The following is a 25,157-nucleotide window of genomic DNA, read 5'->3' on the forward strand; positions in this document are numbered from 1 at the left end:
GGAGCGCGCCATGACGGCGTCGGACGCGATGCCGGCCGCCGCACGCGCGGCGCCGGCCGGGCGCTTCAAAATCGTGCTGGTCCCGGTGGCGCATCCCGAGCTGGCGCCGATCCAGATCCAGGAGTCGCTGTTTGCCATCGGCCGCACCGAAGCGCCGTTCGACGCCTACCCGGCGATGCTGGCCGCCGACCTGTCGCGCCGCCATGCGCGCATTTTCTGCGAACACGGCGCCGTCTATTTCGCCGAGTTGGGCAGCAAGAACGGCTGCACCGTCAACGGCGTGGCGGTGCGCCAGGCGATCGTCACGCTGCAGGATGGTGACCTGCTGGGACTGGGCAAGACGCTGAGCTTTCGCGTGCAGTTCGACTCCGCCGCGCGCGTGTCCGAGGCCTCGGCGCGGCTAGCCAGCCTGACGCTCACTCCTGAAGACCCGGCCGCCAGCCTGCAGCCGATCGTCGTCACCGAATTCCCCTTCATGGTCAGCAAGGCCGACGACACCTTTGCGCGCTACAAGGACGTCGACCCGGCCCAGGTGAACTACCTGTCGCGTCGCCACGCGCATATTTTCCTGCGCGGCGGCCAGCCCCACATCGAAGACCTGGGCAGCACCAACGGCACCTTTGTCAACGGCGTGCGCCTCGACGAACATGCGCCCGCACTGCACGAGGGCGACGTGCTCGCCTTTGGCGGACGCCATTTCGTCTACCGCATCGCGCTGGCCTGGGATGCGAGCGCGCGCGACCCGACGCTCACGCGCATCGGGGTCTTCGCCCAGCCGGTACTGGATGCCGACCGCACCACCTTTGTCGCCGCGGCCGACTCCTTTCTCGACATCTTTTGTGTCGACGCCGCGCCGCTTGCCGAGGATACGCCGAAGGCCGACGCGCCGCCGGCGGAGTCGCCGGATGCCGTCGGCCGGCCTGCACAGGGCAAGGCCGCCGTCATGCTGGCCGGCCTGCACGCCGCACTCGGCGGCAAGGGGCCGCTCGACCTGCGCCGCCTGCGCCTGGTTGGCCTGGGCGCGCTGGCGGCAGCCGCGGTACTGGTATGGGCGGCGCTGGGCATCGGCGGCGCCGCGCGCGAAGTCGAGGGCCTACTGGCCGAGCGCGCCTATGCGCAGGCGGCGGCACGGGCAAGCGATGCATTGGCGGCCGATCCGGGCGACGGCCGGCTGCGCGCGCTGGCCACCGAGGCGCTGTTGAAGGCGAACCTGCCGGCCTGGATGGCGGCGCTGAAGGCAGGGCAGTTCGACGCCGCGGCGCGCCAGGTGGCGGCCATGCGCGGTCGTGCGCGCAGCAATCCCGAGCTCGGCCCCTTGCTCGACCAGCTCGACTGGATCGTCGCCCTGCAAGCCTTCGTGGCGGGCCGCGGCGGGGCGCAGGCGCCGAGCCGCGATGCGCAGGATGGCGCGCGCATCGCGCAATTCCTCGATGGCTGGGAAGCGCGCAACGAGGCGTATCAGCGCGCTTTTGAAACCATGGCGGCCCACGTGCCGGCCTACCGCGACGCCTACGCCGACGCGCTCAGCAACGTGCGCGCTCTGGCGCTGGCGCGCAGCCAGCCGGCGCAACCGAACGATGAGGAACCTGCAGCAGGGAGTGAGCGATGAAACGCGACTGGATCAAGCCGCAAGGCCTGACGCCGCTGGCCGAGGCGCTGGAAGAGCACAGCGCGGAAGGGATCTCGATCCTGACCGCCAACCCCTGGCGCTACACGCGCGCACTGGTGTATGCGATGGTGGCGCTGGTGCTGGCCGCGCTGGTCTGGTCCTTCTTCGGCCATGCCGACGTGCTGGTGACGGCCAACGGCACGCTGGCGCCGGCGTCCGAGGTGCGGCGCCTGTACGCGCCCATCGACGGTGAACTGAGCAACATCTATATCGCCGCCGGCCAGCCGGTCAAGGCGGGCGACGTGGTGGCGCGCATCTACGCTAGAGGCGCCATCGAAGCGGCGCGCAATGCGCTGGAAGCACGCTTGAAACTCGAGGACGCCGAGCGCGAGTGGAAGGAGTTCCCCGAAAAGAAAGCGCTGCTGGAGCGGAACGCCGCCGCGCTGCGCGAAGCGACCGAGATCGAGGAGCGCCAGCACCGGCGCCGCCTGGCCGAGGGCACCAGCCGCCTGGCGCAGGGCCAGGGCGCCCAGCAGCAGGAAGCGCGCACCAACCTGGAAGACGCGCGCCGCGCGCGCGACGCGGCCCGGCTGGAAGCCGACAAGTTCGCGCGCCTGTTCGCGCTGCCGGGCGGCGGCGGGGTCTCGCAGCTGCAGGTCGAGAGCAAGAAGAACGCCTTCTTGGCGGCGGAAAACGCCGTGCGCGTGGCCGACGCGCGCATCGCCGAACTGGCCGCGCGCCAGGGCCTGGAATCGACCCAGGCGCGCTCGGAACTCGAAACCAGCGGCCAGGAACTGGACAAGCTGCGCCTGCAATCGGAGTCGGCCAACCGCGAGGTGGCGAATGCCGAGGACAAGCTGCGCCTGCAGGTGCAGACCGCGCGCCTGGTGGCTGACGCGGCGGCGCGCATCAAGTTCGAAAACATCGACAAGGAAAACTTCCTGCGCATCGTCGCGCCGGTCGACGGCGTGATCACCGAAGTGACCTCGACCCAGCCCGGCGACAAGATCCAGGCCAACGCGCCGCTGGGCGGCATCGCCCCGCGCAACGCCAAACCAATCCTGAAGATCGAGATCGCCGAACACGACCGCGGCTTCCTGCGCGAGGGCCAGGCCGTGCAGATGAAATTCAATGCCTTTCCCTACCAGCGCTATGGCCTGATCCGCGGCACCCTGCAATTCATCTCGCCATCCACGCGGCCGTCGCTGGCGACCAGACAGCCGGTGTACGAGGGCCGCGTTTCGCTCGACCGGACCGAGTACACGGTGGGCGAGACCACCTATCCGCTGCGCTACGGGATGACCGCGGTGGCCGAGATCGTGGTGAGGGAGCGGAGGTTGATCGACCTGGCGCTGGACCCGTTCAGGAATATCGGCGGGTGAGGGCGGGCCCGCCGCCGATCCAGGGTAGGCATGTGCGGCCATGCTGCCGGCGTTGCGGTGTGCATGGGCACGAACGGTGGACATGTCCACGCGATCACGTTCGCGTATCGGTCAATTGTTCCGTAGCCCGAGAACGTAGTGCACCGTAGGGTGGGCTCTCGAGCCCACGCGGTTCACCGTTCGCGCATCCGCACCTCCGCCTGTCAACACAGTGCATGAAAATACCTGCGTTCCCAGCATTTTCGTTGTCTCTCTGTTTCCTATTACACTGTTCTCAGCCAAGTTTTTATGCACAATCAGTGCAACGCCCGGTTCCAGGTATGCACCGATGAAGCTACGCTTAACGAACCCACCAAACCATCAAAAAAACTTAATCAGAAAGAACACAGGATGTCGACATCGCCGATCACGGTAGAGCAGGGCATACAAACCGCAGGCGTCGGCAGGTTCCAGTACCGCCTGTTCGCGATCTTCGGCCTGGTGTGGATGGCCGACGCCATGCAGGTGCTCTCGATCGGCTTCAGCGCGCCTTCGATCGCCAGGACTTTCGGCATCCCCGTGCCCGAGGCGCTGCAGACCGGGACGCTGTTCTTCATCGGCATGCTGGTCGGCGCCTTCGTCTTCGGCCGGCTGGCCGACCGCATCGGGCGGCGCCCGGTGCTGATGATGGCGGTCGTGATCGACGCCTGCTTCGGCGTCGCCTCCGCCTTCGCGCCGGACTTCACCTGGCTGCTGGTGCTGCGCTTCCTGACCGGCATCGGCGTCGGCGGCACGCTGCCGGTGGACTACACGATGATGGCCGAATTCCTGCCCAGCGACCGGCGCGGGCGCTGGCTGGTACTGCTCGAATCGTTCTGGGCGGTCGGCACCATCCTGCTGGCGGTGCTGGCCTTGGTGGCCCTCGGCTGGGGCGACGACGCCTGGCGCGTGATCTTTTTCGTCACCGGCCTGCCGGCGCTGGTCGGCGTGGTGCTGCGCCTGTTCGTGCCGGAGTCGCCGATGTACCTCAACCGCAGCGGCAAGCCGGAAGCGGCGCGCGCGGTGCTGGCGCGCGTCGCCGCGACCAATCGCCGCCACGTGACGATCCCTGCGCTCAAGCCCGAGATCCCGCTCAAGCGCTCGCTCGGCGCGCTGTTTTCCGGCACGCTGCGGCGGCGCAGCCTGGCCCTGGGTGCGGCCTGGGCGCTGATCTCGATCGCCTATTACGGCATCTTCGTCTACCTGCCGGTGAAGCTGAGCGGGGAGGGCTTCGGCTTCATGCGCGGCCAGGAATTCCTGATCCTGCTGGCCGTGGTGCAGCTGCCCGGCTTCGCCCTGTCGGCCTATGGCGTCGAGCGCTGGGGCAGGAAGCCGACGCTGATCGGCTTCCTGTTGCTGAGCGCCGCCGGCTGCATGTTCTACAGCCTGGGCAGCGCCACGGCGGTGGTGGTCGGCTCGACCTTGCTGATGAGTTTTGCGCTGCTCGGCACCTGGGGCGCGCTGTACGCGTTTACGCCCGAGGTGTATCCGACCGAACTGCGTGCCAGCGGCATGGGCATGGCCGGCGCCGTGGCGCGCTTCGGCGGCCTGTTCGCGCCGACCATCGTGGCGCCGGTGATGGCGACCCGTTTCACGCTGTCGCTGGCGATGCTGGCCGCATTCCTGGCCGTGGGCGCGCTGGCGATCGCCTGCGTCGACGTCGAGTCGCGCAACCGGGCGCTGGAATAAGGTGAACCGTCGAGCACCGTAGGGTGGGCCGGGCCACGAAAGGCACTTGTGCCCGCGCGGATCACCCATTGATACGACGCGCCCCTGGACATAAGCCGCAATGCGTGTTCACCCGTCGTTTGCGAACGTCATCAGTGTGCATCCGCCGTACTACGATAGCCGGATTTTTGTTGCCAGACGGTCACGTGTTACCGTAAGCTGAAGCCTCATCCGATTCGCTTACCGCCATGATCATTTCGTCCGCAACCGATTTCCGCGAAGCCGCGCGGCGCAAGCTGCCGCCGTTCCTGTTCCACTACCTTGACGGCGGCGCCGGCGCCGAGCAGACCCTGCGCAGCAACGTCGACGACTTGCAGGCAGTCCGGTTGCGCCAGCGCGTGCTGCGCGGTTCCGAGCAGCTCGAACTCGGCGTCGATTACTTCGGCGAGCAATATGCACTGCCGGTCGCGCTGGCGCCGATCGGACTGGCCGGCATGTATGCGCGTCGCGGCGAGGTGCAGGCGGTGCGCGCGGCCTGCGCGCGCGCCATTCCCTTCGTCCAGTCGACCGTGTCCGTGTGTTCGCTGGCCGAGGTGGCGGCGCAGGCGTCGAGGCCGATCTGGTTCCAGCTGTACGTGCTGAAGGACCGCGCCTTCATGCGCGACGTGATGCGGCGCGCCTGGGAACTGGGTGCGCGCACGCTCGTCTTCACGGTCGACATGCCGGTGCCGGGCAACCGCTACCGCGATGCCCACAGCGGCATGAGCGGCGACAACGGCCCGCTGCGGCGCGTGCTGCAGGCCATGCTGCATCCGCGCTGGGCCTGGGACGTCGGCGTGCACGGGCGCCCGCACGACCTCGGCAACATCACCGCCTACCGCGGCCACGCCACCGGGCTGACCGACTACATCGGCTGGCTCGGCGCCAACTTCGACCCGGACATCGCCTGGCAAGACCTGCAATGGATCCGCGACGAATGGAAGGGCAAGCTGATTTTGAAGGGCATCCTCGATCCGGACGATGCGCGCGACGCGCTCGCCTTTGGCGCCGACGGCATCGTCGTCTCCAACCACGGCGGGCGCCAGCTCGACGGCACCTTGTCCTCGGCCCGCGTGCTGCCGGCGATCGCCGCGGCAGTGAAGGGGGAGCTGACGATCTTCGCCGATGGCGGCGTGCGCACCGGGACCGACGTGTTCCGCATGCTGGCGCTCGGCGCCGACGGTGTCCTGCTCGGGCGCGCGTATATCTATGCGCTGGCCAGCGGCGGCCAGGCCGGGGTCGAACGCCTGCTCGCCATCATGGAAAAGGACCTGCGCACGAACATGGTGCTGACCGGCGTGAAGTCGGTGCGCGAGATCGGGCCGCACCTGCTGGCCGATTGACGGCGTTGCGCTTGTACTGAAGAAGGGCGCGTACCGCCACCGCGGTGCGCACGCAGAAAATCGCTTCGGCGTTCCACCAAAATAGGTAACTAACCAACAAGAAGAGACGAACAGGAAGAAAACCCTGGTCTACAGCGCTGCGGCACGCCAGTGAAGAGACCGCAGACGCGCCGCGTACAATAGCGTGTGATTCTGTTGAACGTGTGAGTGAGCAAGGAAAGCGATGGGAGCGATGGAAAGTCGGACGGGAGCCGTTTCATGATGGTGAAGACCCAAGCCTCATCCGCAGAAGGGCAGTCGCCACAACGGCGCCTGCCGCCGCGCCTCTCGCCCGAGGCCGCCAGGGCACGCAAGGAAGCGCGCGAACGGCGCGATGCCGACATGCGCGGCGTGACCTCGATCGACGCCATGCGCGCCGCGATCAAGGAAGTGGCGCGCACGCTGCCGCACATTGCGCAGGTGCCGCGCCTCGGTAAACTCGACGCCGCGGCCTTCCGCGCACGGGCCGCCGAGGGCCTGCCATTCCTGGTGCCGGGCCTGGCCGCACACTGGCCGCTGGCAAGCCTCACTCCGCAGACCCTGCGCGAGCGGTTCAGCACGATTCCCGTGCGCGCCCGCGTCGGCGACTATGTCGGCACGGCCTTCGCGGCCGACCGCGCGATGCAGGACATGTCGATGCTGGAATACCTGGACCTGGCGGCGCGCGACGCCGCCGGCCTGCCGCCCTACCTCGGCAACCTCGAACTGCGCGAACTGAACCGCTTCTGCCACTGGCCCGCCTGGTTCGACAAGCCCGGCCCGCCGCGCTTCTGGCTGGGACCGGCCGGCACGGTCACGCCGCTGCATGCCGATTACGACGACAACATCTTCGTGCAGCTGTGGGGATCGAAACGGATCTTCCTGGCGCCGCCGCACCACGACGCATTCCTGTATCCGGTGGAAGCGAATGCGCTGCTGTTCGGCTCGCCCTTCGATCCGGAAGCGCCGGACTACGAGCGGTTCCCGCTGGCGCGCCAGGCGGCGCTGCTGGAACTCGTGGTCGAACCGGGCGACCTGCTGTACGTGCCGGCCGGGTGGTATCACCAGGTGCGCTCGCTGAGTTTTTCGCTGTCGTCGAACCGCTGGTCGCGCACCATGCCGGCGGTGCTGGTCTAGCGGTTATCGTCGCGCTCGTCGACTTCGCGCTGGCTGCTCGCCTGTTCCGGCACCCGCGCATGCGGCAGGTGCCAGTCGTATTTCACCGCCAGCATGCGCAGGGCGAAGCACAGCGCCGCGCCGGCCACCGCGGTGGCGGTCGTCGGCAGCTGCAGCGCGTCGCCGACCACCACCACGGCGGCGCCCGCGAGCGCGGCCACGGCGTAGATGTCGGACCGGAACACGGCCGGCACGTTCGACAGCAGCACGTCGCGCGCGATGCCGCCGCCGATCCCCGTCAGCATGCCGAGCAGGGCCGCCATCATCGGTTCCAACCCGTAGACCAGCGCCTTTTGCGCGCCGGCCACGCAGAACAGCGCCAGGCCGACGGCGTCGAAGAACAGCACCGGCGAGCGCAGGCGGTTGATGAGCGGATACCAGAAGAAGATGACGACGCCGGCCAGCAGCGAGACGGCCAGGTAGCGCCAGTCGCTGATCGCGGCCGGCGGCGCGGCGCCGATCAGGAGGTCGCGCACGATGCCGCCCGAATTGGCCGCGACAAAGGAGAGCACCAGCACCCCGAAGATGTCGAGGCGGCGGCGCGCGCCGGCAGTGGCGCCGGACAGGGCGAAGACGAAGGTGCCGACCAGGTCGAGCGTGAGCACGAGGGTCTTCATGGCGGCGCCCATGTCGAGCGAGAGAACATCGAACACTGTGACTACCTTTGCTGTGGGATTGCGGCGGAACCCGCCATGATAGCGCGTCTGTACAGGGGTTGAGAAGCGCATAAAAAAAGCCCCTGCGAACAGGGGCCTGGTTTCTCGACATGCATGCGCGGTACCGGTTTTGCAGGGTGGGCACTTGTGCCCACGCGGTACAACGCACGCATGTCGAAACGCGAAGGGACGACCGCGTGGGCTCGAGAGCCCATCCTACGTCTTATTGCTGCGCTACGACCGCCGGCTCGTCCAGCGTGATCGCCTTCAATCCCAGCGCTTCGCTGCTGGCGCGGCGCACACGGTTGGCCAGCGCCGGATCGTTGTTGAGCTTCAGGCCGTACGAAGGGATCATTTCCTTCATCTTCGCCTGCCAGGCCGGGGTCTCCAGCTGGCCCTTGAACGACGATTGCTTGAGCACCTTGAGCATGATCGGCGCGGCGGTCGAGGCGCCCGGCGAGGCGCCCAGCAGGGCGACGATGCTGCCGTCGGCGGCGCCGACGACTTCGGTACCGAACTGCAGCAGGCCGCCCTTCGGCGAATCCTTGACGATCTGCACGCGCTGGCCGGCGGTGGCCAGGGTCCAGTCTTCCAGCTTGGCGTTCGGCAGGTATTCCTTCAGCGTCGCCAAACGGTCTTCCGGGTTCAGCATCACCTGCTCGACCAGGTACTTGGTCAGCGGGATGTTGTCGTAACCCGCCTGCAGCATCGGACGTACATTACCGCTACCCATCGAGGCCGGCAGGTCGATCCACGAACCGTTTTTCAGGAACTTGGTCGAGAAGGTCGCGAACGGGCCGAACAGCAGGGTCTTCTTGCCGTCGATGATGCGGGTGTCGAGGTGCGGCACCGACATCGGCGGCGAACCGACCGATGCCTTGCCGTAGACCTTGGCATGGTGCTGGTTGACCAGTTCGGGATTGTTCGTCACCAGGAACTGGCCGCCGACCGGCACGCCGCCGAAGCCCTTGGCTTCCGGGATGCCCGATTTCTCGAGCAACGGCAGCGCGCCGCCGCCGGCGCCGACGAACACGAACTTCGCGCGCACGGTCGAGAGCTTGTCGCTGGCGAGGTCCTTGACGGTGACGTTCCAGATGCCGTCGGCGCCGCGCTTGATGTCGCGCACCTCATTGCGCAGGTGCAGGCCCATGTGCTTGTTCTCGGTCAGGTTCCTGACCATGGTGCGGGTCAGGGTGCCGTAGTTGACGTCGGTACCGATGTCCATGCGCGTCGCGGCGACTTTCTGGTTCCGGTCGCGGCCGTTCATGACCAGCGGCGCCCACTTGGCGATCTGCGCATGGTCTTCGCTGTAGAGCATGCCCTTGAACAGGTTTTCCTGCTGCAGGGCGGCGTAGCGCTTGCGCAGGAAGTTGATGTTGTCGTCGCCCCAGACAAAGCTCATGTGCGGCACGTTGTTGATGAAGGTGCGCGCGTCGGGAATGTAGCCCTGCTTGACCTGGTAGGCCCAGAACTGTTTCGACACTTCGAACTGTTCGTTGATGTCGACCGCCTTTTTGGTCTCGATGCTGCCGTCCGGCAGGTCGGGCGTGTAGTTCAACTCCATGAACGCCGAGTGGCCGGTGCCGGCATTGTTCATCGCGTCGGAACTTTCGGCAGCGACCGAATCGAGGCGCTCGAACATCTCGACCTTCAGGTCGGGCTGCAGTTCGGTGAGCATGGTGCCGAGGGTGGCGCTCATCACGCCGGCGCCGACCAGGACCACGTCGACCGGCTTGTCGTTCGATGCGGGCGGCGCCTTGTCGCAGGCGGCGACGAGCGAACAGGAGAGTACAACAGGTAGCAATTTACGCATGGGATATTTCCGAATCTTGGACTGGTATTACAAAGGCACTGAAAAACTGGAAGACGCGGCTGGATAACGGTGTAATCCGGTTACATCCCTATATTTTACTACTGAATCTTTCAGGGATGTAGTATTGCCTTAAAACACGCGGCTGAGACCGGCGGGCGAGTGCGGGGAATGGGTGACATGCTTGGGGGGAGGGATGCTGCAGAGATGACGACAGGGCGCGGCGGCCCTGTCGGATACTACGGCGGGCTGTGTGTCAGCCCGCCTCGGCCATCAGGCGCGTGCCTGCGAACGGCGGCGCAGGGCGGATGCGCCGGCCAGGCCGATCGCGAACAGCGCCAGGCTGGCTGGTTCCGGCACTTCGCCCGGGTCGGTCGGATCGACCGGGCCGGTCGGCGTTTCGATACCGATCTGCAGCGAGGTGGCGGTCACGCCGATGTCGCCGAGGGCGCTGTCGAGGAAGAGCAGGTCCGAGAACGAGACCGACGCGTTGCCGGTGCCGGTGGTCTGGAACATGATGCTGGCCAGGCTGCCGCTGCCCGATACGCCGGCGCTGTCGCCATACAGGCTGCCGAGGATCAGCGAAATGGTGCCCGTCGTATTGTCGAAATCGCTGACATACCAGTCAGTCGAGCCGCCGCTGCCCAGGAAGCCGCCTTCGGTGACGCCGGTGGCCTGCAGCAGGCTGGCGTTGTAGTTCAGCGTGAACTGGTAGGCATACAGGTCGACGATATCGTTGATGCGCACGTCGACGTTGACGGACGAACCCGGCGTGGTCGGGTTAGGGGTGGTGCTGGCGGACAGGGTCGGCACGGCCCAGGCTTGCGAGGTGGCGGCCAGCAGGGCGGCAGCCAGGAGGTTTTTCCACTTGGTCATCTGTTATTCCTTGAAAATCGGATGTTCGGTTCGAATGCCGGCCGGATGAAGATCCGGCCGGCCGGGTTTCACTAGTGCCCGCGAGGGCGCCCTGTCAGTTGCAGGCCGAATCTTTCGGCAGGCGCTGGGTCACGAAGACGACGTCGCGCAGGTCGACCACGCCGTCGCCGGTGAGGTCGGCGCGTGGATCGAAGCCTGGCTGGCCGACGCGCTTGCCGAGCGAAGCCTTGACCACTGCCAGGTCGGCGCAATCGAGGGTGCCGTCGCCGTTCGCATCGCCGCGCACGACGGTGGTGAAGTTGGCGTTCGAGACGTCGAAGAAGACGTTGCCGATGGCTTCGACCTTGATGCGCGCAGCCTGGGTGGCGAGCGACGGCAGGCGGACGCTGGCGCTGCCGTTGTTCGGGACCGATGCGGCCAGCACGTACGGGAAGGTCTGGCCGCCATCGCTCGACATCGTGATGCGCACGTTGGCGGTATTGACCGGCGCCGCGTTGGTGTTGGCCACGCTCCAGGTCACGGTCTGGTTGGTGCCCGCTTCCACGGTCGCCGCCGTGTTCTGCGAGGTCACCAGGAATGGACCTGCGCCTTGTGCCAGCACCAGGGTCGTGGTGGCGCTGTTGACGCCGCCGCGGCCGTCACGCGCCGTCATCTTGAAGTTCAGGGACGCCGGCGAAGCATTCACGCCGCTGAAGCCGACGTAGGCCGGGGTCGGCAGGAACTCCGAGTAGCACTCGATCTGGTCGGCGGTGAGCGGCGTCGACGCTGCCGGGCAGGCGCCGGTCTCGGCGTTGGTGTTGTTGGCCAGGATCTGCGCCATGTCCGGGAACACGCGGGTCGGATTCGGCGTCACCTGGTTCTGGCCCGGCGAGTTGTACTCGAGCGCTGCCGCATTCGAGACGATGGCGCGGGTGCCGAACTGGCGGAACAGCGGGCCGTTGGTCTTGACGTTGCTGGTCAGGGCCGTGCCGCTGGCGGCGCCGCGGTCGTTCTGCTCCCACATGTAGGTGAGCGCGTCACTGTCGGCGTCGGTCGCGCTGCCGGTCAGGGCGAATGGCGTGCGCACCGGGATCGTGTAGGTGCTCGGGACGTTCACGACCGGCGGCGTATTGGCGAGATCCGAGACGGCGCCGCGGCGGTTGGTCAGGCCGCCGGCGGTGATTTCGCCGAAGTAGCCGCTGCAGCCGCCGGTGCAGCTTTCCAGCTGCAGGTTGGCCACGTTGGTGCCCGCGAGGGTGCCGCCGAAGCTCACCTGGAACCCGGTATCGAGTACCGAAGTGACGCTCACGACACCGCCCGCCGGGAAGCCGGCGATGCCCTGGATCGCGGCCTGGATGCCGGCTGCGGTGAAGTTGGTGCCGCGCACGATCGGCGCCGACAGGCCGCCGTTGAAGCGGATGCGGAACTGCTGGCCGTTGGCGGTGAAGTTGGTCAGCGCGGCCATCTGGATTTCGCTCAGGGTCGACTCGGCGCTCGAGGTGAGGGCGACGATCTCGTCGAAGCTGCGCTGCGACCAGTACGGATCGCTGTGGTTCTGCAGGTTGTCGGTGCTGCAGATGCCGGCGTAGGCCATGATCGACGAGCCGCTGCCCGGTTCGACCGAGGTGCCCGGATTGCGGTTGCCGCCGGCGCAGCTGCCGTTCACGCCATTGAAGGTGTGATTGCCGGCGAACTGGTGGCCCAGTTCGTGCGCGACGTAGTCGACGGCGAAGAAGTCGCCGGTCGGCTGCGGCAGGCCGGTGCAACCCTGCGCCTTGGCGCTGCCGCCGACGACGCCCAGGCTGGCAATGCCGCCGCCGTCCACGCCGAGGGCGATGTGGCCGACGTCGAAGTTGCTGGCGCCCACCAGCAGGCCGGCGACGATGCGGTTGCGTTGCAGCGTGGAGCTGCCGCAGGTCGATGCCTGGGTCGGGGTGAAGCAGGCGGCGCCGCCGCAAGGACCGTTGGCGCCGGTCATCTCGGCCTGGGTGTTCAGGTTCAGCGCATCGTTGCCTTCGATCAGCACCAGGCGGATCGCGGTTTCGTCTTCGTAGATCTGCGTGACGCGGTTGATCAGCGTGGTCTTGGCCGCGGTAACGTTGGCCGCGCCGAAGTAGTTGGCATAGCTCGGGTCGGTGACCAGCGCCAGGCGGTAGGTGCGCAGGGCGCCGCCGACCGCCACATCGGCCGACATGGTGGCGTCCATCACCTGGAACGGCGCCGAGGTGGTCTGGGCGCCGGCCGTGGCGACCAGTTCGTAGGCGCCAATGCGCGCCGCGCCTGCCGGCAGCTTGACGGTGATCGCGCCGTTCTTGTCGGCGGTGGCGCTGGCGTTGGCCACGACGACCGCGTCTTCCTGGCCGCGCACGCTCACGCTGACGCGGGCGCCCGGCGCGAAGCCGGCGCCACGCACCTCGACCGTGTCGCCTTCCTTGTAGAACGAGCGCGACAGGCTCAGTTGCGCTTCATGCAGGTCGCCTTCGATCAGCGGGCCGCGCGTGTTGATCAGGTCGGCGCGGGTGTAGCTGACGTAGACGCTGGTGTCGTTGCGGTAGTACGGATCGACATAGTAGCCGCCGTTCGGCGAGCGCACCGAGGCGTGCAGGCCGAGCGGGGTGATGTCCATGCGCAGCGTGGCGTTGGGGTCGTCGATGCCCTGGCCGCGGTAGGTCTTGATGTCGGGATGCTTGGCGGCCAGGCCCGGTTCCATGATCGACGACTCGACCAGCGTGAAGCGCTGGTAGCCGCCGTCCGGATGCGGCAGCGAGATCGTCAGCGGGCTGGCGATGGCGCGCTGGACGCTCTCGCTCGGGGCGCCGGCGGCCAGCGCCTGCATGCCGCCCATGTCCAGAGTGGCGGCGCGCACGCGCTTGAGTTGCAGGGCGGGGACCTTGCCGGCGGTGGCGTTCTGGGTACCCATCATCGCCTTGTTGGTCGCGGCTTCGGCGGGTGCGGCCGCGTCTTGCCAGAAAGACGCGGCGCGCTGGACCGACGCGCCCGGCACATCGGCCACGGCCGCTTGCGCGAGAGGCGCTCCGGCCGAGAAGGCGAGGACAATGCAGAGGGCCAGCAAGCTTGGCTTGCGGGGGGAAGTGCGCATCTGTTGCAGCCTGCCGTTGACGGGCAGGTGTGAGGCTTTCTTGCTCATGCAATGTCCTTTCGCGACTATTTGGGATGTGGTGCGTTGTTGTGCTTTTCTTTCCTGTTTGGCGATGCGCCCCGTGGGAGGCTGCGGCTCCGATGCAATCCATGCAACGTCGCTGTCCCGATAATATTGCTGAAATTATATTTAGCGCAAGCAAATTATTTCTTTTTGTAATTCGTGTAGACAAATTGTCGGTGACGGTGCGCTTTGTGGTCGGGAACGGGGCGGCCGCACCGTCCCGGTGCAGGAAAAACGGTGGACAAAGCGTGGTCCGGCAAGCGTGCACGGCGTGTTCCTGATGCACACTAGACTGTCCCTTTTACAGTCGAGGTCGTCACCATGAATATCGTTTGTATCGCCTGGGGTTCGCTGCTGTGGAAGCCGGGTCCGTTGAAGCTGGCGTCGGGCTGGCATCCGGGCGGGCCGCGCCTGCCGCTCGAATTCGCGCGCGACAGCGACGACAGTGCCGAAGTGGCCCTGGTGCTGTGCGAGGCCGCGCCGCTCATGCCGACCTATTGGGCGTACCTGGCGGCCGACAGCATCGAGGCCGCCCGCGCCATGCTGGGCGCGCGCGAAAAGATCACGGCCGCGCGGCCGGACTGGATCGGCAGCATTCCGTCAAGGGAAGGGGCGCTGGAAGATGCGCGCGTGCGCGCCTGGATGCGCGAACGCGGCATCGATGCGGCGGTATGGACCGCCGTGCCGGCCAAGTTCGACGGCCGCGAAGGCCGCCTGGCGACGGCCGGCGAGATCGTGGCCCGGCTCGATGGCCTGGCGCCGGAACAGCGCGCGCAGGCCGAGGAATACGTGCGCCGCACGCCGGCGCACATCGACACGCCTTATCGGCGCGCGATCGCCCGGCAGCTGGGCTGGACGGCGCGGCGCGATGCGCACGTCACGAGCATGGTGTAGACGGTCCGGCTTTATTCGACCCAGCTGAACCCGTCGCGCGCCAGCAGCGCGAACGATTCAGGCGGGCCCCAGGAGCCGGCGGCGTAGGCATGCGGCTTTTCGCCCAGCGTGCCCCAGCCGTCGATGATCGGATCGGCCCAGGCCCATGCGGCTTCCAGTTCGTCGCGGCGCATGAAGTGGGTCAGGCGCCCGCGCACGACGTCGATCAGCAGGCGCTCGTAGGCTTCGGCGCGGCGCTGCTGGAAGGCCGATTGCAAGTCGAGGTTGAGCGCGACCTGCTGCATGTGCATGCCGCTGCCCGGCTCCTTGGCCATGATCTGCAGCTTGATCGCTTCTTCCGGCTGCAGCTCGATCACCAGGCGGTTGGCGACGCCGCCCTGCGCCCCGGGGAACAGCGGGAACGGCGGATTGGCGAATTCGATGACGATCTTCGAGGAGCGGCGCGCCATGCGCTTGCCGGTGCGCAGGTAGAACGGCACTTTCGACCAACGCCAGGTATCGATGTGGGCGCGCAGCGCGACGAAGGTCTCGGTACCGGAGTCGGGCGGGACGTTGCGCTCTTCCAGGTAACCGTCGACTTCCTGGTTGCCGGACACGCCATGGCCGTACTGCCCGCGCACCGTGTCGCGCGCGATGTCGGCCAGGCCAAAGCGGCGCAGCGAGCGCAGCACCTTCAGTTTTTCGTCGCGCACGGCGTCCGGCGAGAGCGAGGTCGGCGGCTCCATTGCCACGATGCACAGCAGCTGCAACAGGTGGTTCTGGACCATGTCGCGCATGGCGCCGGTGCTGTCGTAGAAGCCGGCGCGGCTGCCGACGCCGACTTCCTCGGCCACCGTGATCTGCACGCTCGAGATGTTCGGCGCGCGCCAGATCGGTTCCAGGATCGAATTCCCGAAGCGCAGCACCATCAGGTTCTGCACGGTTTCCTTGCCGAGATAATGGTCGATGCGGTAGATCTGCGACTCGGCGAAGTGCTTGCCGACGGCTTCGTTGATCTCGATCGCCGAGGCGAGGTCGGTGCCCAGCGGCTTTTCCAGCACCACGCGCGCGTTGGCGTCGACCAGGCCGGAGGCAGCCAGCTTGTCGCAGATAGTGGTGAACAGGGCGGGCGCAGTCGACAGGTAGAACACGCGCTCGGCGTCCGGACGCGAGGCCTCGGCCAATGCCGAGAAGTCGGGCGCGGCCTGCACGTCGAGCTCGACATACTGCAGCAGCTGCAGGAAGCCGTCCCAGGTCTTGTCGTTGAAGTTCTCGGCGGCGATGAAGTTGCGCGAATGCGCTTCCACGTGGGCCAGGTAGGCGTCGCGCCCGATGTGCTGGCGGCCGGTCGACAGGATGCGGGTCGAGGACGGCAGGTTGCCGTGCAGGTAAGCCATGTACAGCGCCGGCAGCAGCTTGCGCATGGCCAGGTCGCCCATGCCGCCGAAGATGGTCATGTCGAGGGGGAGGGCGCTGTTGGGCGCGGTGGGCGCGGTCGGTTGTGTCATGTTCGTGGCTCAAAAAGTCGTGCCGGCGTCCTGCGGGCAGGGCGCCGACGGGTGGTCGTGCCGAATACTATAGCCTAGATCGCAAGGAGCGATGGGCGTGGTGCCATGAGCGGGATACGCTGCACGGATCGTTTAAGTTGCGATACCGTAATTTTCTGATGGTGCAGTGACGTTAGAGTGGGCGGTCGAGGCGGGCAGGCGTCTCTTTCATTCGATCGGATACCCATGACAGCATCGACCTACCACCCGTCAGGCCGCGTCCCGCGCGCGGGACTCCATTCACTCGGCATGGCCGGGCTGGCCGTCGTTGGCTCGGCCCTGGTGTACGCCTGGCTGATGGCGTATGCCCGGCCAGCCGTGGGGGCCGACGCGGGGCCTCTCCTGACCCTCGTCGCGCTGCTGGGCGTCGGCATATCGATGTATGTGTTCGCGCACCGTGCCGCAACTGCCGGCAAGATCCGTAACCCGGCCTGGATGGGACGCGCCGGCGCCGTCCTTGGCCTGTTGGCCTGGTACGTACAGTGGGCTGCCTATATCGTGATGGAGGGAATACGCGCCAGCGGCGATGGACTCGGTTTCTCGGCGCTTGAATTCATCGCACGCCTGTGCCTGCGTCCGGTCGCGATGTTCGACTGGGCTTATACGATTCCCTTGATCGACAAGTCGGTGTTCACGCAATGCGGCCTGGTCTTGTGTTGGCTCGTCGAGTTCTGCGTTCATGTCGTGCCGCCGCTGCTATCGGGACGCAACCGGGCGGGGACGCCGTTCTGCGAGGTAAGTAACGAGTGGGCGAAGGAAATCGAGGTGGAGGCCGACTTTGAGCCGTTCGCGGACCCCGAGGCGGCGCAGCGGCTGCTCGAAGCCGAACCGGGCCGCTTTGCGTCCATGCTGGTGCCGCGCGCGAAAGACGCAGTTGGAAGCCACACGCGCGTGACCCTGTTTGTCTGTGCGGGACCGGAGTCGTTCATCACGATTTCGCATTGTGAACAAAAGGCCGTGGAAAATATACCGCTGCCGCCCGAGGTGGTCGGCGCGATGGCGGCCGGTGCATCAGATGTGGAGTGCTACTGGGAGCAACCCGTCGTTGAATTCCTGCGCGTGCCACTGCCGGACCCGGACGCGCTGTTACGTCGCTGGTTCGGTCAAACGGAAGCCGAACGCCAGCCCGGCCCAGTGCTAGCCAAAATGTGATGCTTGGTTTGCAATGACGCATGCGTTATCCTTGGTCGAGCCGACTGACCTCATCAAGGGACACCATGCAATCCACCATCCTGAACCGCCGCGACATCGACTTCCTGCTCTACGAATGGTTGAACGTCGAATCGCTGGTGGCACGCGATCGCTACCAGGACCATAGCCGCGAAACCTTCAATGCGGCGCTGGACACGGCCGAGCAGATCGCGACCGACCTGTTCGCGACGCATAACAAGAAGAGCGACGCCAACGAGCCGCACTTCGATGGCGCGCGGGTGACGATCATCCCGGAGGTCAAGACCGCACTGGACGCGTTCTGCGCGGCCGGCTTCATGGCGGCCGGCCAGGACTACGACTACGAAGGCATGCAGCTGCCCTATGTGGTCGACCGCGCGATCGCCGCGTACTTCACGGCCGCCAACGTCGCCACCTCGGCCTATACCTTCCTCACGATGGGCAACGCCAACACGTTGCTGAAAACCGCCACGCCGCGCCAGGTCGAGCGCTTCGTGCGGCCGCAGCTGGCGGGGCGCTATTTCGGCACCATGTGCCTGTCGGAACCGCAGGCCGGTTCCAGCCTGTCCGACATCACCACCCGTGCCGAGCCGGACCCGGTCGCCGGCCCCGAGGGCGAGCGCCAGTACCGCCTCACCGGCAACAAGATGTGGATCTCGGCCGGCGAACACGAACTGGCCGAAAACATCGTGCACCTGGTGCTGGCCAAGATTCCCGGTCCCGACGGCAAGCTGATCCCGGGCGTAAAGGGTATTTCGCTGTTCATCGTGCCGAAGTACCTGGTCGGTGAAGACGGCGCCATCGGCGCGCGCAACGACATCGCGTTGGCGGGCCTGAATCACAAGATGGGCAACCGCGGCACCACCAACTGCCTGCTCAATTTCGGCGAAGGCAAGTTCAAGCCGGCAGGGAAGGCCGGCGCCATCGGCTACCTGGTCGGCGAACCGCACAAGGGCCTGGCCAACATGTTCCACATGATGAACGAGGCGCGCATCGGCGTCGGCCTGGGCGCCACCGTCCTTGGCGTGACCGGCTACCTGCACGCGCTCGACTACGCGCGCAACCGCCCGCAGGGGCGCCATCCGGCCGAAAAGGACCCGGCCAAACCGCAGGTCGCCATCATCGAGCACACCGACGTGCGCCGCATGCTGCTGGCGCAAAAGGCGTACACCGAAGGCGCCTTGTCCCTGATCCTGTATTGCGCGCGCCTGGTCGACGAACAGCGCACCGGAGATTCGCCCGAGGCGCAAAGCCGCGCCGGCATGCTGCTCGATTTCCTCACGCCGATCGCCAAGTCCTGGCCATCGCAGTGGTGTACGGAAGCGAACAGTCTCGCCATCCAGGTCCACGGCGGCTACGGTTACACGCGCGAATACAATGTCGAGCAGTTTTACCGTGACAACCGCCTCAATCCGATCCACGAAGGCACGCACGGCATCCACGGGCTCGACCTGCTGGGCCGCAAGGTGTCGATCGGGCAGGGCGCGCTGTTCAAGGCGGTGAGCGAGGAGGTGGGCGCCAGCATCGCCAAAGCGCGCGCAACCGAGGACGCCGACCTGCACGCCCATGCCGGCCAGCTGGACGCGCTGTGGCAGCGCATCGGCGCCGTCACCGCCACGCTCTACGGCGCCGGCGACATGAACAAGACCCTGGCCAACGCCAGCCTCTACCTGGAAGCAGTGGGACACGTGGTGATCGCGTGGATGTGGCTGGAGCAGGCCATGGTGGCGACGAAAGGCGAAGATGACTTCTATCGCGGCAAGCTGCAGGCCTGCCGCTACTTCTTCCACTGGGAGTTGCCGAAGGCGGCGCAGCAGTTGGACCTGCTGGCCACTGTCGACACCACCACGCTCGACATGCAGGACGCCTGGTTCTGAGATTTTTGATTTGATGGATAGCTAATGGCAGACCCTTTCGACCCCACGACCCAACTCACCCTGAACGATATCGAGATCGGCGCGCGCCTGGTCGAGGCGCTGCTGCACCACGTGAAGAAGAACGGCGCGGTGCCGATCGCCTATGCCGAACTGCTGGAACTGGGCCGCTTCCTCGACCCGCACGACGCGGCCATGGCGCGCGCCGAGGTGCTGGGCATCGCGCTGAAGCTGCGCTTCGTGACCCAGTTCTGCACGGCGCATGGCTGCCCGGACCTGGCCGTGCTGGCCGTGCATCCGGCCACGCTGCGGCCGGCTGCCGAGGGCAACCTCGCCGCCGTCGCCGCCTACGACTGGACGGCGGCGCAAGCGCAGTTGGCCGAGCAGTTGCGTGCCTATGTGCGAACGACGCAGGCGACCGTCCCGGTACGCTTCAAGCCGCGCAAGGAACGTCCCGCCGAAGTGTCCTGGTATGCCTGGTTCAGCGCGCACCGCGAGGCCTGCAAGGGCATCGCCTCGGGCGACAAGCGCGAAGTCGTCAACCTGGTGATGGCCGGGCTCGATCCCGAAACGGCGCTCCGTCGTTACCTGGCGGCGCGAGCGGCATTCGAGGCGGCCACATCGTGAATAAACAGTGGTAATGTGATCGCTTTCACTACCTGAGGCGATCATGTTCAAGAAACTGGCGGCGGAAGCACTGGGCATCAGCGATATCGGCATCATCGTCGGCCCTGCCGACTACAGCAAGGTCGACGCCGACGATTACCTGTTCAGCGAAGACGGCGAACAGATCTTCTTCCTCATCAAGAGCAAGAAAGACGAATACTGCTTCACCAACCTCGCCCTGATCCACGTCGACGGCGACTCCGCCGTTTCTTCGAAACGCACCATCAAGCGCTACGATTATGCGTCCTACCAGGTGTCGGGCGTCAGCATCGAAACCGCCGGCACGCTCGACATGGACATCGAACTCAAGTTCAAGCTCGACGGCACGGCGTTTTCGATCGACGTCAAGAAGACCTTCATCGAACAGCTGAAGGACATCTATAAAGCCCTGATCACGATCGGCAAGCAGCAGCAGCGCGATGCGGTATCGCGCGAAAACGCGCTGCGCACGCTCGATGCGACGGCTTCGGTGCACAAGCTGAACATTGCACCGGGCACGGGCAGCCTGACCAGCCAGTTCGAGGAATTGCTCGCGGGTTTGAACAAGGCGATGTTCGAGACGCATACCAAGCGCGATTTCAGCGACGTGTTTGCGAAGTATATTCACAACTGATGTCGCGCTGATCAAGCTTCCCTGAAGTCGTTGCCGACAAAGCGTTTGGCCACGGCGCCGTTCGCCCTCGCGCAGTGCCGCAGCCGGCGCTGAGCCCTGTCGGCATCGCTTGCGCGGTCGATGTGGTCCTGTACCTTCGCACCGAGCAGGGCAAGCGCGGCCGCCTTGTTCGCACTCTGGCTGCGCGATCCGCCGACCTTTACCGACAGGCCCGTGGCGACATGCGTTGCGCGCACGGCGGTTTCGGTTTTGTTGGCATGCTGGCCGCCGGGTCCGGAAGAGCGCATGGTCTCCAGCCTGATTCCACTACCGAAATCGCGTGGCGGTTCGGCGAACAGCGTCACGTCCAGATACCAGTTCCTGCGCCGGTGCTGCGGGCGCAGGGGACTCGGACAAACCCACAGGATCGTGCCGGCATACGGCGCGGCGAAGCGCCGGCAAGCCTCATCGTCGCCTTCGAGCGCCAGCAGGACCGACTGCAACAGGCCGTTCCCCCCGGCCCGTACCTCCTCGACCAATGTGATGCCGAGCTTGCCGGCGCCGGCCTTTGCTTCCAGGTGCGCGAGCAGCTTGGCGACACCCAGGCAACATTCGGCCGGACCAGTGTTGGCGGAGATCTGGATCAAGGTTGTCATCAGCAGCACTCCCCACGCGTCTTGTAGGTCAGGACCGGCCGGAACGTCGCCACCACGTCGACCAGGCCGGCACCGACCAGGCTATCGATCACGGTATCGATCGGCTTGTAGGCAGCGCCGGCTTCCTCATAGGCCAGCGCCTTGTCGTTGCAGATGATCCTGCTTCCCAGGACGCCTTTCGAGACGTCGCGGCCGTCGATGCTGCGGCCAAGGCGGGCCTTGCAGTCGGAGCGCATCCACTTGCGTCCGGCGCCATGTGCAAGCGAGCCGAGGCTTGCCTGCACCGCAGCGTCCAGCGGCTTGACCAGGAAGCTCAGGTGGTCGCGCGAGCCGGGGATCAGGACCAGTTCGCTGGCCATCGGCGTCGCCCCCTTGCGATGCACCCAGCCATCGATATCGTCGAAGCGCGCGCGGGTGACGGTATTGTGGTTCACATCCAGGCGCACCATGCCCTGCGCACCCAGGCGGACCAGGATGCGCACCGCGATCAGCCAACGATTCAGTTCGGCAAACCCGACTGCGGCATCGTGGCGCCGCCGGTAGTCCACGGCCTGCGGCGTCGCTTCGTCGAGGCCCTGGTGCCCGAAGCGGTCGACGTGTTCGCGCAGGATCGCCGAGCCCAGGCCCCGCGAGCCGCTGTGCACGACCAGGTTCAGGCGTTTCCGGTCGAGTAAATCCGGCGCTTCATCGGTGGCGCCGATGATCCGTTCCAAGCGTTGCAACTCGCAGAAATGATTGCCGGAACCCTGGGTGCCCAGGGTGCGCATGAAGCCCACATCCAGTCCGGCGTTCGCCAGCGTCAGTTCGACCTGCGCCATCCTGGTCTCGACTTCCGGGAAGGCGGCGGCCACGCGTGCGAGTTCGTGGCCGTCGAGCGCGCTGTCGATATTGCCGATGAGCCGGTCGAGCTTGTCGAGCCTGACTTTCGCGGCCGCCAGGTCCGTCGTCCATACGGAGACCCCGCAGCCGATGTCGCCGCCCACGAGTGCAGGGTAGAAGCATCCTTGGGTGAAGAAGGTCGCGCCGATTGGGTAGCCGCGGCCCGGGTGAAGGTCGGGCATGCCGACAGCACGGACCATGCCCGGCAGTTGAACCGTTTTTGCTAATTGCTGGATCGCCGCACCCTCGATCCACAGGCGTGGGGCGGCAACGAGGGTCGCGCGATTGGCGACCGGAGAAATAAAATTTCCCATTTAATTCCCGTATTCATTTTTTTTTGGAATTCCGGGAGCGGGACGCAGCGAGGCTGGTTGTTGGTTGTTAAATGCCTACGCGACGACACCGACCCAGAGATTGGAGGCTGCTGGGCTTTTTGGGTAACGCATGGGTGCCTCCTGTAGGGTCGGTTGAAAGAAGGGCAATAGTATTCGACAAGTAAAAACTGGGCAAGACGCGCGATAGCGTTGTTGCTGAGTAACGACAAAAACTGCTGACGGCCGCGCATAAGCATAGTCGTATTCGGTATTGGTATCGCAACGCAGCCCCTGTTAAGCTTGCGCCCCCCCCGGCAGCCGTAGCGCCGCCGCCACCCAAGCAAGAACAACAGGAAAAACCCATGAGCTGCAAACACACCCACGCCGATCCGGCCCGCGCCGTCCTCATTCTCGGCTTGATCGCCGCGCTGGCGCCGCCAGTTGCGCTCGCCCAGCAGGCGCAGCCACAAGAAGGCGCCGCCGCCGAACAGCCGCAGACCGTCGTCGTCACCGGCACCCGTTCGCTCAACCGCCGCACCCTCGATTCGGAGTCGCCGGTCGACGTCATCGGCAGCAAGGAGTTGTTGAGCACCGGTTCCGGCGAACTGGCCACCGTGCTGTCGCGCCTGCTGCCGTCGATGAACTTCCCGCGCCCGAGCGGCGCCGATGCCAGCGACGCCGTGCGTCCGGCGCAGCTGCGCGGCCTGTCGCCCGACCAGACCCTGGTGCTGGTGAACGGCAAGCGCCGCCACGCCTCGAGCGTCGTCAACGTCAACGGCACGCTCGGCCGCGGCTCGGCCCCGGTCGACCTGAATGCGATCCCGCTGGCCGCCATCGACCACATCGAAGTGCTGCGCGACGGCGCCGCGGCGCAGTATGGCTCGGATGCGATCGCCGGCGTGGTCAACATCATCCTGAAAAAGGGTGCGAAGGGCGGCGAAGCCAAAGTCGTCTACGGCCAATATGACAAGGGCGACGGCGAGCAGGCCACCGTGCGCGCATCGAGCGGTTTCGATCTCGGCAACGACGGCTGGGTGCGCGTGGCGATTGAGGCGGCCGACCGCAATGCGACCAACCGGTCGTTCGCCGATCCGCGTCCTTCGGCCGGTGCGCGCCAGGGCACCGTGACCCAGCGCTACGGCGATCCGGACAGCCGCCCGCGCGCGCTGTTCGTCAACAGCCAGGTGCGCGTCAACGATGCGATCGACTGGTACGCCTTCGCCAACTACGGCGAACGCAAGACCTCGTCGGCGGCGACCTTCCGCACCGCCTATACCGACAACACCCGCGCGACGCTGCGCTCGCCCCTGTATCCGGAAGGCTTCCAGCCGCTGCTCGACAGTAAATCGGTGGATGCGTCGATCGTCACCGGCCTGCGCGGCGACCTGGCCGGCTGGCGCTGGGACGCGAGCCTGAACCATGGCCGCAACCGCTTTTCGCTGGACGTCGCCGATACGGTCAACTACAGCCTGGGCAGCACCAGCCCGACCCGTTTACATGCGGGCGAACTGACCTCGACGCAAAGCCTGGCCAACCTGGATGTCGCGCGCGAGATCCCGGTATCGTTCATGAGCGGTCCGCTTACGGTGGCGCTTGGCGCCGAAGCGCGCTTCGAATCGTATGAGATCGGCGCGGGCGAAGCTAATTCGTACTTCGGTTCCGGCGCCCAGGGCTATTCGGGCTTCCGCAGCGAGAACGCCGGGGAGAACGGCCGCAACAACAAGTCGCTGTACCTGAACCTGGAAGGCGAGATCACGCAGGAGCTGTCGGGCGCGCTCGCGCTGCGCCACGAACGCTACAGCGATTTCGGCACCACCAACTCGGCCAAGGCCTCGGCCCGCTACGCGTTCACCCCAAGCTTCGCGCTGCGCGGCACGGCGTCGAATGGCTTCCGCGCACCGTCGCTGGCGCAATCGTTCTACACCATCACGACCACCAACTCGCTGCTCGTGAACGGCGCCAGCGCCCTGGTCGAAACCGGCACCTTCCCGGTCGGCAGCGCCGCCGCCAGGGCGCTCGGCGCCCGTCCGCTCGAAGCGGAAAAGGCGCGCAACCTGAGCATCGGCGCGCAGTGGCAGCCGACGCGCAACTGGACCACGACCGTCGACCTGTACCGCATCGACATCGACGACCGCATCGTCTTCTCGTCGAACCTGCAACTGGCGAACGCCCCGGCGCTGGGGAGTGCTTTGGCCGCGCAAGGCGTGTACGTCGGCGCCGCGCGCTATTTCACCAACGCGGTCGACACCCGCACCAAGGGCGTGGACATCGTCAGCACTTACCGCCTGAGCCTACGCCCGGGCACGCGCGCCGACCTGACGCTGGCCTACAACCACAACGACAACGAAGTGAAGCACGTGGCCGACACGCCGGCGGTGCTGGCGGCGCAAAACCTGTTGCTGGTGGACCGCCAGAGCGTCAACCGCCTGACCGTCGGTTCGCCGAAGGACAAGCTGAGCCTGAGCGGCGACCTGACGCAGGGCGCCTGGAACGCCCGCGCCGCGGTGACCCGCTACGGCAAGTTCACCGTGCCCCAGAACGATGCGGCGCTGGACCAGACTTACGATCCGCAATGGGTGCTCGACCTGGCCGCCAGCGTGCGCGTCGGAGACCGCTGGCGCCTGAGCGCCGGCATCGACAACGTCACCAACCGCTATCCGGCGCAAGTGACCTCGCTCGCCAACTTGAACGTGAACGGCACCCAGCCGTACAGCGTGTGGGCGCCGAACGGGTTCAACGGCCGCTACTTCTACCTGAAGGCCGGCTACTCCTGGTAAAGGCCACGGCTGGTTTGCGTGAGCAGTTCAGCGTCGATGCTTTACATTGCAGTCAAGCCGCCTTTTGAACTG

General features: G+C 66.4%; 18 protein-coding genes. 11 read left to right on the plus strand and 7 right to left on the minus strand.

Annotated elements, in window-relative coordinates:
* Nucleotides 1–10 precede the first annotated feature (10 nt).
* The 5 genes from AC56LG_RS23280 to AC56LG_RS23300 all read left to right on the plus strand — a co-directional run bounded on the left by AC56LG_RS23280 (nucleotide 11) and on the right by AC56LG_RS23300 (nucleotide 7,214).
* Nucleotides 11–1,609 (plus strand): FHA domain-containing protein, encoded by a 1,599-nt coding sequence (locus tag AC56LG_RS23280; protein WP_497168411.1) that lies wholly within the window; start codon nucleotides 11–13, stop codon nucleotides 1,607–1,609.
* A complete protein-coding gene (locus tag AC56LG_RS23285; RefSeq protein WP_497168412.1) occupies nucleotides 1,606–2,991 on the plus strand; it encodes a beta-barrel domain-containing protein in 1,386 nt (461 codons plus the stop codon). The genes AC56LG_RS23280 and AC56LG_RS23285 overlap by 4 nt, the downstream gene beginning before the upstream one ends.
* A 390-nt stretch (nucleotides 2,992–3,381) precedes the next feature.
* Nucleotides 3,382–4,698 (plus strand): MFS transporter, encoded by a 1,317-nt coding sequence (locus AC56LG_RS23290; RefSeq protein ID WP_497168413.1) that lies wholly within the window; start codon nucleotides 3,382–3,384, stop codon nucleotides 4,696–4,698.
* A gap of 227 nt (nucleotides 4,699–4,925) precedes the next feature.
* Nucleotides 4,926–6,059, plus strand: coding sequence for an FMN-dependent L-lactate dehydrogenase LldD (gene lldD, locus AC56LG_RS23295; protein ID WP_497168414.1), 1,134 nt, complete (start codon nucleotides 4,926–4,928; stop codon nucleotides 6,057–6,059).
* Nucleotides 6,060–6,317: 258 nt separating this feature from the next.
* The gene (locus tag AC56LG_RS23300) at nucleotides 6,318–7,214 is read left to right on the plus strand and encodes a cupin-like domain-containing protein (protein WP_497168415.1); all 897 of its coding nucleotides are present in this window, start codon (nucleotides 6,318–6,320) and stop codon (nucleotides 7,212–7,214) included.
* On the opposite strand, the gene AC56LG_RS23305 is transcribed toward AC56LG_RS23300, so the two are convergent.
* The 4 genes from AC56LG_RS23305 to AC56LG_RS23320 all read right to left on the minus strand — a co-directional run bounded on the left by AC56LG_RS23305 (nucleotide 7,211) and on the right by AC56LG_RS23320 (nucleotide 13,722).
* Nucleotides 7,211–7,906: a trimeric intracellular cation channel family protein gene (locus AC56LG_RS23305; protein WP_497168416.1), complete on the minus strand. Its 696-nt coding sequence runs from the start codon at nucleotides 7,904–7,906 to the stop codon at nucleotides 7,211–7,213. The genes AC56LG_RS23300 and AC56LG_RS23305 overlap by 4 nt on opposite strands.
* 226 nt (nucleotides 7,907–8,132) lie before the next feature.
* The gene (gene mqo / locus AC56LG_RS23310) at nucleotides 8,133–9,722 is read right to left on the minus strand and encodes a malate dehydrogenase (quinone) (RefSeq protein ID WP_497168417.1); all 1,590 of its coding nucleotides are present in this window, start codon (nucleotides 9,720–9,722) and stop codon (nucleotides 8,133–8,135) included.
* A 270-nt stretch (nucleotides 9,723–9,992) separates the two neighbouring features.
* On the minus strand, nucleotides 9,993–10,595 hold the full coding sequence (locus AC56LG_RS23315) for a cohesin domain-containing protein (protein WP_497168418.1): 603 nt from the start codon (nucleotides 10,593–10,595) through the stop codon (nucleotides 9,993–9,995).
* A gap of 94 nt (nucleotides 10,596–10,689) precedes the next feature.
* A complete protein-coding gene (locus AC56LG_RS23320; RefSeq protein WP_497168419.1) occupies nucleotides 10,690–13,722 on the minus strand; it encodes a reprolysin-like metallopeptidase in 3,033 nt (1,010 codons plus the stop codon).
* A 336-nt stretch (nucleotides 13,723–14,058) separates the two neighbouring features.
* On the opposite strand from AC56LG_RS23320, the gene AC56LG_RS23325 reads away from it, so the two are divergent.
* Nucleotides 14,059–14,631, plus strand: coding sequence for a hypothetical protein (locus tag AC56LG_RS23325; RefSeq protein WP_497168420.1), 573 nt, complete (start codon nucleotides 14,059–14,061; stop codon nucleotides 14,629–14,631).
* A gap of 11 nt (nucleotides 14,632–14,642) precedes the next feature.
* Here AC56LG_RS23325 and zwf read toward each other — a convergent pair whose 3' ends face one another.
* The gene (gene zwf / locus AC56LG_RS23330) at nucleotides 14,643–16,118 is read right to left on the minus strand and encodes a glucose-6-phosphate dehydrogenase (RefSeq protein WP_497168421.1); all 1,476 of its coding nucleotides are present in this window, start codon (nucleotides 16,116–16,118) and stop codon (nucleotides 14,643–14,645) included.
* Nucleotides 16,119–16,343: 225 nt separating this feature from the next.
* On the opposite strand from zwf, the gene AC56LG_RS23335 reads away from it, so the two are divergent.
* The 4 genes from AC56LG_RS23335 (at nucleotide 16,344) to AC56LG_RS23350 (ending at nucleotide 20,480) form a co-directional block, all read left to right on the plus strand.
* On the plus strand, nucleotides 16,344–17,309 hold the full coding sequence (locus AC56LG_RS23335; protein ID WP_497168422.1) for a hypothetical protein: 966 nt from the start codon (nucleotides 16,344–16,346) through the stop codon (nucleotides 17,307–17,309).
* A gap of 65 nt (nucleotides 17,310–17,374) precedes the next feature.
* Complete coding sequence (locus tag AC56LG_RS23340; RefSeq protein WP_497168423.1) at nucleotides 17,375–19,204, plus strand: acyl-CoA dehydrogenase; 1,830 nt, start codon at nucleotides 17,375–17,377, stop codon at nucleotides 19,202–19,204.
* Nucleotides 19,205–19,228: 24 nt separating this feature from the next.
* Nucleotides 19,229–19,828 carry a hypothetical protein gene (locus tag AC56LG_RS23345; RefSeq protein WP_497168424.1) on the plus strand — a complete coding sequence of 200 codons (600 nt, stop codon included), beginning with the start codon at nucleotides 19,229–19,231 and terminating at the stop codon, nucleotides 19,826–19,828.
* A 43-nt stretch (nucleotides 19,829–19,871) separates the two neighbouring features.
* The gene (locus AC56LG_RS23350; protein ID WP_497168425.1) at nucleotides 19,872–20,480 is read left to right on the plus strand and encodes a PH domain-containing protein; all 609 of its coding nucleotides are present in this window, start codon (nucleotides 19,872–19,874) and stop codon (nucleotides 20,478–20,480) included.
* 11 nt (nucleotides 20,481–20,491) lie between these two features.
* Here the strand turns inward: AC56LG_RS23350 and prfH are convergent, their stop codons facing one another.
* Together prfH and AC56LG_RS23360 are read right to left on the minus strand one after the other, a co-directional pair.
* Entirely contained in the window at nucleotides 20,492–21,115 is a 624-nt protein-coding gene (prfH, locus tag AC56LG_RS23355; RefSeq protein WP_497168426.1) for a peptide chain release factor H, read from the minus strand.
* Complete coding sequence (locus tag AC56LG_RS23360) at nucleotides 21,115–22,308, minus strand: RNA ligase RtcB family protein (RefSeq protein ID WP_497168427.1); 1,194 nt, start codon at nucleotides 22,306–22,308, stop codon at nucleotides 21,115–21,117. Before AC56LG_RS23360 ends, prfH begins: the two co-directional genes overlap by 1 nt.
* A 362-nt stretch (nucleotides 22,309–22,670) precedes the next feature.
* Here AC56LG_RS23360 and AC56LG_RS23365 point away from each other — a divergent pair, with 362 nt between their 5' ends.
* Nucleotides 22,671–25,085 carry a TonB-dependent receptor plug domain-containing protein gene (locus tag AC56LG_RS23365; RefSeq protein ID WP_497168428.1) on the plus strand — a complete coding sequence of 805 codons (2,415 nt, stop codon included), beginning with the start codon at nucleotides 22,671–22,673 and terminating at the stop codon, nucleotides 25,083–25,085.
* Nucleotides 25,086–25,157 lie beyond the last annotated feature (72 nt).

The sequence above is a fragment of the Telluria sp. ZB2R32 genome, assembly GCF_059685715.1.

Coding starts and splice junctions, on each gene's coding strand:
- AC56LG_RS23280 (WP_497168411.1), top strand. CDS start 11: ATGACGGCGTCGGACGCGATGCCGGCCGCCGCACGCGCGGCGCCGGCC.
- AC56LG_RS23285 (WP_497168412.1), top strand. CDS start 1,606: ATGAAACGCGACTGGATCAAGCCGCAAGGCCTGACGCCGCTGGCCGAG.
- AC56LG_RS23290 (WP_497168413.1), top strand. CDS start 3,382: ATGTCGACATCGCCGATCACGGTAGAGCAGGGCATACAAACCGCAGGC.
- lldD (WP_497168414.1), top strand. CDS start 4,926: ATGATCATTTCGTCCGCAACCGATTTCCGCGAAGCCGCGCGGCGCAAG.
- AC56LG_RS23300 (WP_497168415.1), top strand. CDS start 6,318: ATGATGGTGAAGACCCAAGCCTCATCCGCAGAAGGGCAGTCGCCACAA.
- mqo (WP_497168417.1), bottom strand. CDS start 9,722: ATGCGTAAATTGCTACCTGTTGTACTCTCCTGTTCGCTCGTCGCCGCC.
- AC56LG_RS23315 (WP_497168418.1), bottom strand. CDS start 10,595: ATGACCAAGTGGAAAAACCTCCTGGCTGCCGCCCTGCTGGCCGCCACC.
- AC56LG_RS23320 (WP_497168419.1), bottom strand. CDS start 13,722: ATGAGCAAGAAAGCCTCACACCTGCCCGTCAACGGCAGGCTGCAACAG.
- AC56LG_RS23325 (WP_497168420.1), top strand. CDS start 14,059: ATGAATATCGTTTGTATCGCCTGGGGTTCGCTGCTGTGGAAGCCGGGT.
- zwf (WP_497168421.1), bottom strand. CDS start 16,118: ATGACACAACCGACCGCGCCCACCGCGCCCAACAGCGCCCTCCCCCTC.
- AC56LG_RS23335 (WP_497168422.1), top strand. CDS start 16,344: ATGACAGCATCGACCTACCACCCGTCAGGCCGCGTCCCGCGCGCGGGA.
- AC56LG_RS23340 (WP_497168423.1), top strand. CDS start 17,375: ATGCAATCCACCATCCTGAACCGCCGCGACATCGACTTCCTGCTCTAC.
- AC56LG_RS23345 (WP_497168424.1), top strand. CDS start 19,229: ATGGCAGACCCTTTCGACCCCACGACCCAACTCACCCTGAACGATATC.
- AC56LG_RS23350 (WP_497168425.1), top strand. CDS start 19,872: ATGTTCAAGAAACTGGCGGCGGAAGCACTGGGCATCAGCGATATCGGC.
- prfH (WP_497168426.1), bottom strand. CDS start 21,115: ATGACAACCTTGATCCAGATCTCCGCCAACACTGGTCCGGCCGAATGT.
- AC56LG_RS23360 (WP_497168427.1), bottom strand. CDS start 22,308: ATGGGAAATTTTATTTCTCCGGTCGCCAATCGCGCGACCCTCGTTGCC.
- AC56LG_RS23365 (WP_497168428.1), top strand. CDS start 22,671: ATGAGCTGCAAACACACCCACGCCGATCCGGCCCGCGCCGTCCTCATT.